13 protein-coding genes and 1 other RNA gene are annotated in these 13,823 nt (G+C 54.0%); 9 read left to right on the top strand and 5 right to left on the bottom strand.

Annotated elements, in window-relative coordinates; genetic code table 11:
- Positions 1-36: 36 nt before the first annotated feature.
- On the top strand, positions 37-3,861 hold the full coding sequence (locus RA157_RS02690) for an AsmA family protein (protein WP_350336139.1): 3,825 nt from the start codon (positions 37-39) through the stop codon (positions 3,859-3,861).
- 281 nt (positions 3,862-4,142) lie between these two features.
- Here RA157_RS02690 and RA157_RS02685 read toward each other — a convergent pair whose 3' ends face one another.
- The 4 genes from RA157_RS02685 to ssrA all read right to left on the bottom strand — a co-directional run bounded on the left by RA157_RS02685 (position 4,143) and on the right by ssrA (position 6,061).
- Entirely contained in the window at positions 4,143-4,418 is a 276-nt protein-coding gene (locus tag RA157_RS02685) for a ribbon-helix-helix domain-containing protein (protein WP_350334940.1), read from the bottom strand.
- A complete protein-coding gene (locus RA157_RS02680) occupies positions 4,381-4,569 on the bottom strand; it encodes a DUF4169 family protein (RefSeq protein WP_350336138.1) in 189 nt (62 codons plus the stop codon). Before RA157_RS02680 ends, RA157_RS02685 begins: the two co-directional genes overlap by 38 nt.
- A 479-nt stretch (positions 4,570-5,048) precedes the next feature.
- On the bottom strand, positions 5,049-5,648 hold the full coding sequence (locus RA157_RS02675) for an SspB family protein (RefSeq protein ID WP_350334939.1): 600 nt from the start codon (positions 5,646-5,648) through the stop codon (positions 5,049-5,051).
- A 56-nt stretch (positions 5,649-5,704) separates the two neighbouring features.
- Positions 5,705-6,061: a transfer-messenger RNA gene (gene ssrA / locus RA157_RS02670) on the bottom strand.
- A gap of 167 nt (positions 6,062-6,228) precedes the next feature.
- Here ssrA and RA157_RS02665 point away from each other — a divergent pair.
- From RA157_RS02665 to RA157_RS02635, 7 genes are all read left to right on the top strand, one after another.
- A complete protein-coding gene (locus tag RA157_RS02665) occupies positions 6,229-6,702 on the top strand; it encodes a YHS domain-containing (seleno)protein (protein WP_350334938.1) in 474 nt (157 codons plus the stop codon).
- Between the two features lie 45 nt (positions 6,703-6,747).
- Positions 6,748-7,542, top strand: coding sequence for a thymidylate synthase (locus RA157_RS02660; protein WP_350334937.1), 795 nt, complete (start codon positions 6,748-6,750; stop codon positions 7,540-7,542).
- A complete protein-coding gene (locus RA157_RS02655; RefSeq protein WP_350334936.1) occupies positions 7,542-8,057 on the top strand; it encodes a dihydrofolate reductase in 516 nt (171 codons plus the stop codon). Before RA157_RS02660 ends, RA157_RS02655 begins: the two co-directional genes overlap by 1 nt.
- Positions 8,058-8,224: 167 nt before the next feature.
- Positions 8,225-9,307, top strand: coding sequence for an FtsH protease activity modulator HflK (hflK, locus tag RA157_RS02650; RefSeq protein WP_350334935.1), 1,083 nt, complete (start codon positions 8,225-8,227; stop codon positions 9,305-9,307).
- Entirely contained in the window at positions 9,304-10,194 is an 891-nt protein-coding gene (gene hflC / locus RA157_RS02645) for a protease modulator HflC (protein ID WP_350334934.1), read from the top strand. Before hflK ends, hflC begins: the two co-directional genes overlap by 4 nt.
- A 16-nt stretch (positions 10,195-10,210) precedes the next feature.
- The gene (locus RA157_RS02640) at positions 10,211-10,396 is read left to right on the top strand and encodes a DUF2065 domain-containing protein (protein WP_350334933.1); all 186 of its coding nucleotides are present in this window, start codon (positions 10,211-10,213) and stop codon (positions 10,394-10,396) included.
- Between the two features lie 60 nt (positions 10,397-10,456).
- Positions 10,457-11,920 (top strand): Do family serine endopeptidase, encoded by a 1,464-nt coding sequence (locus tag RA157_RS02635; protein ID WP_350334932.1) that lies wholly within the window; start codon positions 10,457-10,459, stop codon positions 11,918-11,920.
- Here RA157_RS02635 and serB read toward each other — a convergent pair.
- Complete coding sequence (gene serB / locus RA157_RS02630; RefSeq protein ID WP_350334931.1) at positions 11,910-12,803, bottom strand: phosphoserine phosphatase SerB; 894 nt, start codon at positions 12,801-12,803, stop codon at positions 11,910-11,912. The two genes, RA157_RS02635 and serB, sit on opposite strands and share 11 nt — an antisense overlap.
- Positions 12,804-12,823: 20 nt before the next feature.
- Between serB and miaA the strand changes: the two genes are divergently transcribed.
- Entirely contained in the window at positions 12,824-13,786 is a 963-nt protein-coding gene (gene miaA / locus RA157_RS02625) for a tRNA (adenosine(37)-N6)-dimethylallyltransferase MiaA (protein ID WP_350336259.1), read from the top strand.
- Positions 13,787-13,823: the final 37 nt, after the last annotated feature.

Genomic DNA, 13,823 nt, shown 5'->3' with positions numbered 1-13,823 from the left:
AGGCCTGAACTGGCTCTCCAATGATGGAGTAATTCGCTGAATTCGCTTTACGTTACTATAGGCGGCACAATCGTCATCGCGCTTCTGGTTGCTTTGATCGGGCCGCTGTTTGTGGACTGGTCCGCATATCGAACAACATTTGAGACTGAAGCCTCGCGCTTGCTCGGTCATCGGGTTGTTGTGGCCGGAAAGGCTGACGCTCGTCTTCTGCCGACGCCGATGCTGGCCTTCGAAGATGTGCGGATTGGCGACGATGGTGGACCATCTGTCCGGGTTGAGCAGTTTGAAACCCGTATCGAACTGATGCCGCTGTTCAGTGGTGAAGTACGCATTATTGATATGGTGCTGGATAATCCGGATGTGTCTGTCTCTGTGCAGGATGACGGCTCGCTTGACTGGATAGACCTCAAGTCGACACCTGAAACTCAGGAGCTGAGCTTTGTCTTTGACGCGGTGACGATCAGGGGCGGATCGTTCCGGCTGGATGACAAGCGGAATGGCCGTACTTTTCTTGTCGAGAATATCAATGCGTCCCTGAGTGCGCGCAGTCTGCAGGGTCCTTACAAGATTGAAGGCAGTGGCCTGTTCGATGGTCAGCGTTATTCAGCTATTATTGCCACAGGACTGGCGGATGATACGGGCCTGCGCAGCAAGATCAGCCTGGTGCCGGCCCACAGGCCTGTCACTCTTGCGCTTGATGGAAGGATCAGCCGTCCGGATCAGACTCTGCGTTATGAAGGCCGGTTTGATCTTCAGGAACTGTCTCTGGAAGCGCAGGACGATAACGACCAGCAGGCCAATCGATGGACAAGCCGCGGCAGCTTTGAGCTGACGTCTGCCATGCTGAGATTGCCGGAATTCACCACCATTTTTGGAAGTGAAGGGCAGGCGGGCAGTTATACGTTCAGCGGGGCCGGAAGCCTTGATTACTCAAGGGCCCCAAGACTGGATGCTGTTCTGACATCGCGGCAGATTGACCTGGACCGGGCACTCGGTGACGGGCCTGATAAACCTGTTTCTGTTGAAAAAGCTCTATCCGCTCTGTCTGATACAGCCCGAAGCATCGCCTGGCCGGGAATTGATGGAAAAATCGGCTTTGACGTGCCCGGGATTGTTGTCGCAGGTGACCTTATCCAGAGTGTCCAGCTTGACCTTTCCATGTCTCCGAACGGTGCAATCGTTGATACCTTGCGTGGCCGATTGCCGGGTGGAACAGATGTCCTTCTCTCAGGCGAGGCCGGGGGCAATGGTCAGTTCATCAAGGGACCGCTGACGCTTTCTACCGATCAACCGGATGTGTTTCTGAACTGGCTCGGTCTGGCCGTTGAGCAGGGAACAAGCGGGCGTCCGAGAGATGGTCTGGTCCTCAAGGGTGGATTGTCTTTGGGGCCTGACGGGTGGAGCCTCGACAGGTTTAATCTGACCTCCGGTAAGACTGTATTGCGCGGGTCGGTTCAGCACCAGTCGGGTGAGAATAGTGTCCTTGACGTGGACGCGCAGACCAAGACGGTGCGTCTTGATCTTCTGACTGCTTTTGGCACCTTGCTGCGTGGGGCCGGACCTTCGTCCGGTATCAAGCTCGCGTTTCAGGCCGGGCAGATTGAATCTGAACAGGGAAATGCGCAAGGTGTTGATGTCTCGGTGGCCTTTGACGGGCAGAACCTCAAGGTTGACCGGTTGAAGGTTGCGGATCTTGCCGGAGCTTCTCTGAAGGGTGAAGGGCAGTTCGAGCGGATTTTTTCCGAGCCGCGCGGCAATATGACTCTTGATCTCAAAGCGCAGCGATTTTCCGGTGTTATCGCCTTTCTGGAGGCGGCGGGGCTCCCGCAAAGTCTGAGCCAACGCCTGCGCAATGCTGAACCGGCGTTACGTAACATTGATCTCTCCCTTGCGGCAGATGCAGGTGCCGAGGAGGGGAGTGCCCGGTTCACCGGACAGGTGCGCGGGAAGATTGGTGAGACGGAACTGGCCCTTGATGCTTTTGTGCAGGGAAGCCCCGCACGTCCTGTCGATGCGGAATGGGTGCTGAGTGCGGATATGAGCAATCCGAAAACCCTGCCACTGCTGCGCCAGCTCGGGATTGATGTGGTTCCTGTTGAACCAGGTGGTTCAGCGATGATCAGTGCGGTCTTTGACGGCAAACCGTCAGAAGGCGGTGCATTGAAGGTTGATCTCAATCTTGGCGGAACTCAGGCGCAGTTTGATGGCGATGGTGGTATTCAGAATGACACCCTCATGCTGTCAGGCGCTGTGTCTCTGGTGTCAGATGATGTTCTGCCGCTTGTACTGACCCTTGGTCAACCCTTGCCGGGATATGGAGCAACACGACTTGATTCGAATCTGACGAGCAGGTTGTCAGTGAAGGACCGGCAGATTTCTTTTGCAGATGTGAAAGGCCAATTGTCTCAGCAGTCCCTGTCCGGGGCGCTTACGGTTGACCTGCGCCGCGAGAGACCAAAGGCTGAAGGCACATTCTCAGTGCCGGAACTGTCACTTGAAGCTGTGATGAGCTCTATTCTCGGGGACGGTGTTTCTCTTGAACCAGAGGCCGCGCCGATCTGGTCGGAAACGGTCTTTGGTGATGCTCTGGCTGGTGATGTGGCGTTTGACTTATCGCTTGATGTGGAGCGGCTGGTCCTTGCCGGGACAAAGACTATTTCAAATGCGGATCTGACCACGCGCTATCGGCCATCTTCTCTCACTGTGACCCTGGATAAAGGTGGCTTTGCCGGTGGTGAGGCATCGGGGCAGCTGCAGATTGACCGGATTGACGATACGGTGCGTTCAGAGATCCGCGTCCAGCTATCAGAGAATCGCGCTGAAGAGCTTCTATGGGTATCCAGAGCGTCCGGGTTACCCCTGGTCGATGGTGATCTGTCTGTTACGGCCCAACTGATGTCTGAGGGGCGGAGCCTCTCCGGGCTGGTGGCCAATCTTGGTGGTGAAGGGACCTTCAATCTGAAAGAGGGTGCCCTGCAACAGATGAACCCGGCTGCATTTGGTCTGATCATCCGTGCTGTTGATGGCGGGCTGGAAGTGTCTGATGAGCGACTAAAGGATCTGTTTGCGGGTCATCTGGATTCAGGTGCCTTGTCCTTTTCTCAGGCCAGTGGCGCATTTTCACTCAGCAACGGTGTGGCGCGATCCCGCAATGTAACATTTGATACAGGTCGTCAGGCGACCACTTTCGCAAATGGTCAGATGGATTTTCGGTCTCTTGAACTTGAGAGCGCCTGGACCCTGTCTGTTGATGCGGGTGAGGACGCGGTCGCGGGCGGCAGGCCGGAGGCCGCTCTTGTATTCTCCGGTGATATGCGGCAGCCGGAGCGGGCGATCGATCTTTCGACCTTTGTCGGCTTCCTGACCATTCGGGCCTTTGAGCAGGAAGTTGAGGAAATCGAACGCCTGCAGGATGATATTCTGGAGCGGGATTATCTGTCGCGGGAACTGAGACGGATCAAGCAGGAACGCGACCGGCATCTTTCTGCTCGCAATGAACCTGCTGAAGCGCCTTTGCCTTCGGATGGGGAAAGCGAAGCCTCAGTGGAGGATACGGTCACTGGAGGTCAGGCCCGCAGACCTGCGGTTTCACAAGTGCCAGAACCCGAAATCGAGGCCCCCGAAGTCCAGGCCCCTGAAGTCCAGACCCCTGTGACAACCGCGCCATCAAGCCGGCCACGGACTGTTGCTCCCAAGAAACCGGCGCGCAAGCAGCTTAGCGATCAGGATCAGGCGTCCTTTGAGAACCTTATCCGGGGCGCATTGAGTGAAACGGATGACCTGCTTGATCCGAACCCACCGGAAACGGAGACCCTTCTGCCACCGCTGGATGCTCCGGTAGAAATTGGCCCTGTGAACTGAAGCGAGCCTTCATAGAGCATTTGTGTGAAAACGGGATCACTCCAAAGGCTCTATCTCTTTGTTTCCAGACATATTCTTATCCGAAAGACGCGCGCATTTTTCGGGAATATGCTTTAAAGCACAGACCTTTAGCTTGAATTGCTAGCGGTGCTTTAAGGGTTTGTTTTTGCGCGAGCTTTTATCTGAAAAGTCTATCAACTTTCCAGAAGCACGCTGTAGAAAAAGGCAGTGGTTGTAAACCACTGCCTTTAACCGCATGCTGTCTCACAGAATATCGCCTGCTATTCAGCAGCCTGTTTCATGTCACTCCGGAAATGACCAAGGATCTTGATCCGGATGGCAGAAGACAGGTTGCCAACAGATCGTTCCGCATCAACTTCACGGATGATCTTGGCAATACTGACGCCACGCTGGCGCGCAATTTCCTGCAGTGCTTCCCAAAACGGGTCTTCAAGCGACAAGCTTGTTCGGTGACCCGCAATGGTTACAGAACGTTTACGAATGCCGTGTGCGTCCTTTTCAGTCTTCCGACTGGTTTTCTCGTTGGTGAGAGTCAAGGGTCTTCTCCTTCAGTCGACCTTCAGCTTTCTCGAGTTCCTTTTGTGCTTTGGTTCTTCCGAACTTGACCCGATTAGCCGCCGCAATTTTCTCACGCCCCGATCGCTCTCGTTTTTTCTTTGCTGATCGAAGATTGATTACGTTTGTCATCATTTCACCATTCTGATGAAGCTAGCCTGTCAAAATCCGGATCATTTGCCAAGTGATATCGAGCGAAGATAGCTAATTTCGGGTTTATTTTACCTCATTATGGTCCGAATTCAGCAAAATTACCATTTTTTATTGGTATTTTTTGCAACTAAAAATTGATTCTTTCGCTTTTGAATAAAGATGTGCGATTAACAGAATCACTATTAATCTGCGGGCTGCCGGTCAGGTAGGGGACGTTTTTGAGATTGGTTGGCGCCTAATGTGGAATTCGTCAGGTGGCGCGCTTTTTTATATTCATTAAATAGAATGCGTATTTTTGCAATCTTAAGAAGGTGACGTTTCAGCAGGCTTCTTTTGCACGTTGTGATCAGCGTGTTTCTGCCCGTTGGGGAGCGTCCCAATAAAAGCCGGATATACTCCAGACCTGCATTGTAGGTCGGAATATCTGTCTGGATGATACCAAGCCAGGCGGGAACAGATCAGGATGGTTTTTTTCTGAAGGAATCCAGAGAGACAACATCCGCACCACCGGTCTCACCTGCCGGGGGCTTTTCTGACTCTTTTTCTTCAGTTTTTTCCGACTGTGTGATCGTCTCAGAAAGAGGTTCCGCTGCCGGTGTCACATCAACCGGTTTGTCCTGTTCCAAAGGCTCAAGCGGAACAGGTTTGTCCTTAAGCAGAGTATCTGTCAGCTCGTCCTGTTCGAGATCGGCTTCCTCACCCATGCTGACATCGAACTGGAGGCCGAACTGTACTGAGGGGTCAAAGAAGCCCTTGATCGCTGAAAAGGGGACGACAAGTTTCTCAGGTACACCGCTGAAGGACAGGCCAATTTCAAAGTGATGCTCGTGTACGGCCAGGTCCCAGAACTGGTGCTGCAGGACAATCGTCATGTCTTCTGCATATTGTTCATGCAGACGCTCGGAAATGTCGACGCCCGGCGCACGCGTATCAAACGAGATGTAAAAGTGGTGCTCTCCCGGCAGGCCAGCCTTTGATACTTCCGATAGAACCCGGCGCACGACGCCTCTGAGAGCTTCCTGTGCCAGAATGTCGAAGCGGATATGATCTGTTGTCATCAAATGCAGGTCCGTTACCGGGGTGGGCTGGGCGCTGAGATCAGCACGTCAAATTAGGTGGAGGCTTCTGTTGCCAGGTGCCTCCGGAACCCCGCCTGACGGTGCTACCCGACAGGACTTTAGCAGACTACTGGTACCGCATTACGCAGCAACAGCGTTGTCCATAGCATAGTTGTCATTTGCAACTATTGAAACGGCCCGATAACGGCGGAACCATGCCGAGCAAAAGTTCAGTCTTTACGCCCTCGTCGATCCTATTTCGCCCCCGCCGAAACACATAACCTGTATGTGCTTTGGTGGAGGCGCCGGGTACCGCCCCCGGGTCCGATAGGTTTATTACACTGACCGTTTATCGCCATAGCTGGAAAACCAGCAATGCAAATATAGAGATTCCCGAAGGGCGTGAAAAGGGTTGACGCAAAAACACATGTGGGCTTTGGAAAACATGCCTAACCCAATATGAGGGCAGGCGGCGCATTGCGTAGTTAATTTTCTCACATGGACGTGAAAATCTGTGGTCTGGACAGGCCTTACGAGCATCACCATATACAACCTAATTCGTTGTACAGGAGTGATGGTCATGAGACGTAGCGCAGTTTTACTGGCGGCCGTTGCGGGATTTTTGACCCTTGCCGCATTCAGAGAACCGGATATGACGACAACCGTCAAGCCACAGGACCTGTCGGTAAACAGTGTCGATGGCGTGGCTCTGTCCGGTTATGACCCGGTTGCCTATTTCCGGCAGGGACGGCCTGCCAAGGGCAAGACCAGCTATACATATCGTTACAATGGGGTTGTCTGGGCTTTCGAGAACAAGGAAAACCGTTCAACCTTTGCTATTGATCCGGCGGCTTATGTGCCGCAATTCGGTGGCTATTCAGCTTATGATGTTGCCAAGGGAATGCTCAAGGATGCCAATCCCGAAACCTGGTCCATTATTGATGGACGGCTATATCTGAACCGGGATGACACGATTGCATCAAGATGGGACACAGCCCGAGCACAGAAGATTTCAAGAGCACAGGCCTATTGGGACTCGATTTTCACGCCGTGAAAATGATAGGTCTCTAGGGATTCACCAACGAATCCGGGGAGACTGATGCGGCAATATCTCGATCTTCTAGATCACGTTCTTCAACATGGCGTAGTGCGTGATGACCGGACGGGCGTGGGAACACGATCCGTCTTTGGTCATCAGATGCGCTATGATCTGTCTGCCGGATTTCCGCTTGTCACCACCAAGAAGCTGCATCTGCGCTCAATCATTTATGAACTTCTGTGGTTCCTCAGGGGCGACACCAATATTTCCTATCTCAAGGATAACGGGGTGTCCATCTGGGATGAATGGGCGGATGACGCGGGTAATCTGGGGCCTGTTTATGGCAAGCAGTGGCGGTCCTGGGCTGCGCCGGATGGCCGGGTCATTGATCAGATCTCTGACCTGCTGGAGCGCCTTCAGACGGATCCGATGTCCCGCCGCCTGATTATATCGGCATGGAATCCGGCCGATGTGGGGGAAATGGCGTTGCCACCCTGTCACTGCCTGTTTCAGTTTTATGTGTCTCAGGGGCGGTTATCCTGTCAGCTCTATCAGCGTTCGGCCGATATCTTTCTGGGTGTTCCGTTCAATATCGCTTCCTATGCGCTGCTCACCATGATGATTGCCCAGGTATCAGGTCTTGAGCCTGGTGATTTTGTGCATACGCTCGGGGATGCGCATATCTATTCCAACCATGAGGATCAGGCGCGGGAGCAGTTGATGCGAGCGCCCAGAGCCCTGCCGCAGATGGCGCTGAACCCGGATGTCAGATCACTGTTTGATTTCGACTATTCCGACTTCACTCTGACCGGCTACGACCCTCATCCGCATATCAAAGCAGAGGTTGCTGTCTGATGTCTGTAAAATTGTGTCTTATTGCCGCTGTTGCCAAAAACGGCATGATTGGCTCAGCCAATGATATGCCCTGGGGGCATGGTCTCTCGTCGGATCTGAAACGATTCCGGGCGCTGACCATGGGCAAGCCCATCATCATGGGTCGAAAGACATTCTATGCCATCGGTAAGGCTCTGGATGGGCGAGACAATCTTGTGATTACGCGGGATGACAGCTTTTCCGAAGAGGGTGTCTATCGCTGTGCAACCATTGATGACGCGCTGGTGAAAGGGCAGGAACTGGCCGAAGCCCGTGGCGTTGATGAGATGATGGTTGTTGGCGGCGGGCAAATCTATTCGGCAACGATTGATAGGGCTGATCGGCTGTATATCACCCAGGTCGATGCAGAACCGGAGGGGGATACGCGTTTCCCGCACATCTCATCTGATGATTGGAGCGTATCACACCGTGAAGAGATCCCGCGTACGGACAAGGACTTCACCAATATCGAACTGATCACTTATGAGCGGAAATAGCGCCAACTATTCGAGCCCTGCTCATTGTTCGCGTTAATCTAAACCTCAGGAATGCGCGACTGCTGCTCTTATCCGCATTGAAACATTGTGATCGCATACCTATAACCTATCGCATGACCTGCATTTCTATGCATGGTGCATCCGTAGATCCATGATGAGGAGCAAATATGCCCTGGAGTAACCAATCCGGTGGTGGTGGCTGGAAAGGGGGCAATGGTGGCCCTTGGGGGTCCGGCCCGCAGAATTCCGGCCCCAATAATCAGCCAGACCTAGAAGAGATTATTCGCCGCAGTCAGGACAAGCTGAAAAATGTTGTTCCCGGTGGCGGTTCGTTTGGGGGTAAAGGGATCGCTCTGATTCTGGTTCTTCTGGCGGCTGTCTGGCTTGGAACCGGTTTTTATACGGTCAAGCAGGATGAAGTGGGTGTTGAGCTGGTCTTCGGCAAATATGTCGGAACCACACAGCCCGGCCTGAACTATAATTTCCCGTCTCCTGTCGGTACTGTGTTCCGGCCGAAGGTTCTGACTGTTCGTGAAACGTCGATCGGCTCTTCAGGCAACAATCTTGAAGACAGCCTGATGCTGACGGGCGATGAGAACATCGTTGATATCGACTTCAAGGTTCAGTGGCGTATCCAGAACGCCCGTGACTTCCTGTTCAATGTGGAAGACCCGGAAACGGCTGTTCGTCAGGTTGCTGAAAGTGCCATGCGTGAAATCATCGGCAACAGCGATATTGAGCCGATCCTGACAGAAAACCGTGCTGGCACAGAGGCTGCTGTCCTTGAGCTGATGCAGCAGACGCTTGATTCCTACCAGGCTGGTATTTCTGTCCGTCAGGTGCAGACGCAGAACGTCAACCCGCCTCGTGAGGTGATTGATGCATTCCGTGACGTTCAGGCGGCTAAGGCCGACCAGGAGCGTGTGCAGAACGAAGCTGAAACCTATGCCAACAAGGTTGTTCCGGAAGCGCGTGGTGAAGCTGCCCGTATTCTGGAAGCCGCCAATGGTTACCGGGATCAGGTTGTTGCCAATGCCACCGGTCAGGCTGACCGTTTCCTGAAAGTCTATGGCGCCTACAAAACGGCTCCGGATGTGACCCGGAAGCGTCTGTTCCTTGAAACCATGGAAGAGGTTCTCCGTGGTCAGAACAAGATCATCATTGATAACAATGATGGCAAAGGGTCCGGTGTTGTGCCGTTCCTGCCGCTTGATCGTCTGACCGGCTCAAACCAGGGGGCAACACGATGAAAACAGGTACCCTTTACGGCCTTGGCATTCTTGTTGCCGCTTTTGCTGTTCTGGCATTCGCCTCGCTGTTCGTGGTTTATCCGTATCAGCAGGTTCTGGTTCTGCAGTTCGGTGATATCAAACGCTCGATTACCGAGCCTGGCCTGAACGTGAAAATCCCGTTCATCCAGCAGGCTGTTCCGATCGACAAGCGTATCCTCAATCTTGATACGCCGCCGCAAGAGGTGATCGCCTCTGACCAGAAGCGTCTCGTTGTGGATGCGTTTTCCCGGTACCAGATTGTTGATCCGGTGAAATTCTATCAGACGGTCAACAATATCCCTCAGGGTGAAGTGCGTCTCTCAACCTTCCTGAACTCTGTTCTGCGTGCAGAAATCGGTAAGGATTCCTTCATTGCAGTTGTTCGCGACAAGCGTGAAGAAGTGATGGAGCGTATCCTGGTCCAGATGGATGTGCAGGCCCGTGATATCGGCATTCAGATTGTGGATGTCCGTATCCGCCGTGCTGATCTTCCGGTACAGAACCAGAATGCGGTGTTCTCGCGGATGCAGACAGAGCGTCAGCGTCAGGCAACAGAACTGCGTGCTCAGGGTGAAGAGGCAGCCCGGCGCATCACGTCGCGTGCTGATCGTCAGGTAACGGTGCTCCTGGCTGAAGCGAAGCGGGATTCAGAAATCATCCGGGGTGATGGTGACGCGGAGAGTAACCGTATCTTCGCAAACGCCTATTCCCAGGATGCGGACTTCTTCGAATTCTACCGCTCCATGCAGGCCTATCGTGAAGCCCTGCAGAAGAATGACACCACGCTGGTTCTGACCCCTGATTCGGATTTCTTCCGTTTCTTCAGGGAATCAGGTGGTGCCGTTCCGTCATCTGCAGCACAGTAAGCCCGGTTAACTCACTGTGAATGATCTGATTGTCGCCCTCGGTCTCGTATTTGTGATCGAGGGCGCACTTTATGCCTTGATGCCTTCCCGTATGAAATCGATATTAGTTCAGATGATCCCGATGCCGGATCATGTTCTGCGACGTGCGGGACTGGCGGCGGCATTTTTCGGGACATTGCTGGTCTGGCTTGTGCGCGGGTGATCCAATCGCGGGCTGACACAGCATAAAGACTGTGATGGCAAAGCGAGGAGGAGCCATTCCATGCGACATCGTCTCACCACAGGACTGATCGGGGGGGCGAGCCGATATGTGTTGGCTCTGATCGTGGCACTGGCGCTGATTGTGCCAGCAGCGAGCCCGACTTCCGCGCATGATTCAGAAGAAATTGCTGATCTTGTCGACAGCCTGATTGATGCGGTGGTGAATATCTCTACCGCCCAGACGGTTGGTGGCTCTCGCGGGATTCCCATTCCGGAAGTCCCTGAGGGATCACCCTTTAAGGAGTTCTTTGAGGATTTCTTCGAAGGGCAGGAGGGAAATGGACGGCAGCCACAGAAAGTCCAGTCTCTGGGTTCCGGCTTTGTGGTCGACCCGTCCGGTATCATCATCACTAATAACCATGTCATTGCCGAGGCGGACGAGATCTATGCCAATTTCAATGACGGGACCAAGCTGGAGGCTCGTGTTATTGGCAGGGATGCCAAGACCGACCTGGCTGTTCTCAAGGTGGACCCGCCCAAACCGCTGAAATCCGTGCCTATGGGTGATTCCGACAAGGTACGGGTCGGCCATCAGGTGATTGCGATCGGTAACCCTTTTAATCTGGGCGGGACTGTGACATCGGGTATTGTCTCCGCCCGTAACCGAGATATCAATTCCGGCCCTTACGACAATTTTCTTCAGACGGATGCCGCAATCAACCGGGGCAATTCCGGCGGACCATTGTTCAATATGGCTGGTGAAGTGATCGGCGTGAATACGGCTATCATTTCTCCAACCGGTGGATCAATTGGCATCGGTTTTTCGATCCCGTCCAATAATGCCCAGGCCGTCATTGCGCAGTTGCAGGAATTTGGTGAGACCCGACGCGGCTGGCTGGGGGTGCGCATTCAGCCTGTGTCTGATGAAAAGGCGGAAGAGCTGGGACTGGCGGATACCAGTGGTGCGTTGATTAGTGGGGTGAGTGAGAACGGGCCAGCAGCAGGTGCCGATATTCGCGTCGGCGATATTATTCTGGAATTTGACGGCAGACCCGTGACGAAAATGCGCGACCTGCCACGATTTGTGGCTGCAGCGCCCGTGGGTGCAGAGGTGCCTGTTGTGGTGTTTCGTGATGGTTCACGACAGGTTTTGGACGTGACCATTGGTCGTCTGAAAGAGAAGGGCATTGAGAAAGCCGAGGTTTCCCAGCCTCCGCTTGACCTCAAGGCACTCTTTGGTCTTGAGCTTGGCCCGCTGTCTGACGCGTTCCGCGCGCAATACAAGATTGCTGATGATATTAAGGGTGTTGCCGTCATCGGTGTTGAAGAGGGCAGTGTTGCAGCCGGGCGCAAGATCAAGGCTGGTGATGTCATCGGAGAAATCGCCCAGATGCCGGTTGTCACAGAGCAGGAAGCTGCCAAAGAGCTCAAGACCCTGATTGACAACAAGAGAACGCGGGCCAGCCTTCTGATTTTCACCGGAGACGGTGAAGTCCGGTATATCTCGCTTCCACTTAACCCGTAACGAAGTCGTCCTGATGATAGCCCTGGGCATAAAGCAGGGCTGTCATATCAGCATGGTCAATCCGGGCGTTCGCCTGCTCGGCTACCGCAGGTTTGGCCCGCCAGGCAATGCCGATTGATGCTTCTGACAGCATGGCCAGGTCATTGGCTCCGTCACCAACGGCCATTGTGGCATCTGCTGGTATGGAGTGTTCGTCCCGCAGGGCAAGCAGTCGGTCACGCTTAGCATCCCGTCCAAGTATAGGCAGTCCCACATCTCCCGTCAGAATGCCATCTTCGTGGTGCAGGATGTTGGCTCTGTTTTCATGGAAGCCCAGCATCCCGGCAATCCGGTCGGTGAAGACCGTGAAGCCTCCGGAGACGAGTGCGCAATATGTTCCGTGGTGGCGCATGGTCTGGATAAGCGTGCGCGCACCTTCCGTCAGTGTGATCCTGTCCCGAATGACCGTGTCGACGACGGAGAGGTCGAGCCCTTTCAGCAGAGCCACCCGTTCCTTGAGAGCCGGTTCAAAGGCGATTTCCCCGCGCATGGCCCGTTCAGTGATCGCAGCGATATGGTCTTTCAGTCCCAGTTCGGCCGCCAGTTCATCAATGCATTCCTGACCGATCATGGTTGAATCCATATCAGCAAGGAAGAGCTGTTTCCTGCGGTTTGTCTGTGGCTGGACAAGGATATCCACCGGGCGATTCCCGCAGAGCTGACGGATTGTCTCCTCAATGGTCTTTTCGCTTTGTTCCGTTTCGGCTATCTGAAGATCCAGAGCCTGCTCATCGCTGAGTGTTTTGGTGCCTGTTATCCAGGGCAGTGCGTCAAGGTTTTTGACAAAGTCCGGGTCAAGCACGCGGGATTTCGGAGCGGCGACAAGCGTTGCAACAAGGGACATAGTGGGAAGACAGCCTTGTGATGAACCAATATGGGATAGAAGCCATTTTGTTAGCCGGACCGACGGCAAGCGGCAAGTCCGCATTTGGTCTGGCGCTGGCTGAAGCTCTTGATGGCGTCATCATCAATGCGGATTCCATGCAGGTCTATTCCGGTCTGCGTATTATCAGCGCGCGTCCGTCTTCTGAGGATGAAGCGCGGGCCCCTCATTATCTCTATGGTCATGTAGCGCCTGAGCAGTCTTATTCGGTTGGTGAATGGCTGACGGATGTCAAACCTCTGCTGGAGCGCCTCAGACAGCAACAACGCCTGCCAATCATCCTCGGCGGTACGGGGCTCTACTTCTCTGCCCTCTTGAACGGGTTGTCGCCTATTCCGGATATTAACCCCACTGTCCGCCAGTACTGGCGCAGCTTTCTGGAAGACAAAGGGCAGGATGCTCTCTTTGATGCCCTGAGTGAGCGCGATCCGGTTATGGCCGGGCGGTTGATGCCGCAGGATGGTCAGCGAATAATCCGTGCACTGGAAGTTCTGGATCAGACCGGGCGCTCGCTTGCGGACTGGCAGTCAGAACCGAACAGCCCGCCACTTCTTTCTGCTGAACGGGTTGCCCGTTTTGTACTCGATCCGCCGAGGGAGCTTCTTTACGAGCGGATCAATGCGCGGTTCGGACAAATGGTCGAGGAGGGCGGGCTTTCGGAGGTCGAAGACCTGTTGAAACGTAACCTTGATCCGGCTCTGCCTGTGATGAAGGCTATCGGTGTCCCGCAGCTTGCACCCTGTCTGGACGGAGATTGTTCTCTTGAGGAGGGAATCGAGCTCGCGAGGCGTGATTCCCGACGGTATGCAAAGCGGCAGGGAACCTGGTTCCGGAACCAGTTTTCAGACTGGGTCAGACTGGACGCGCGCAATTTTCGAAAAACAATTGAAGAAATTCGGACATGTTTGGAAAAGAGGGTTGACCCCTCTCAGGAGGCGGATTAAGTTGCGCCGCAACAAAGTGAGGACTTTATGTTCAGCA

The sequence above is a fragment of the Coralliovum pocilloporae genome (assembly GCF_030845175.1).
Classification (GTDB): Bacteria; Pseudomonadota; Alphaproteobacteria; order Rhizobiales; family Cohaesibacteraceae; genus Coralliovum; species Coralliovum pocilloporae.
The sequence above is the reverse complement of the archived record's forward strand: the minus strand, read 5'-3'. Positions and strand labels throughout refer to the sequence as shown.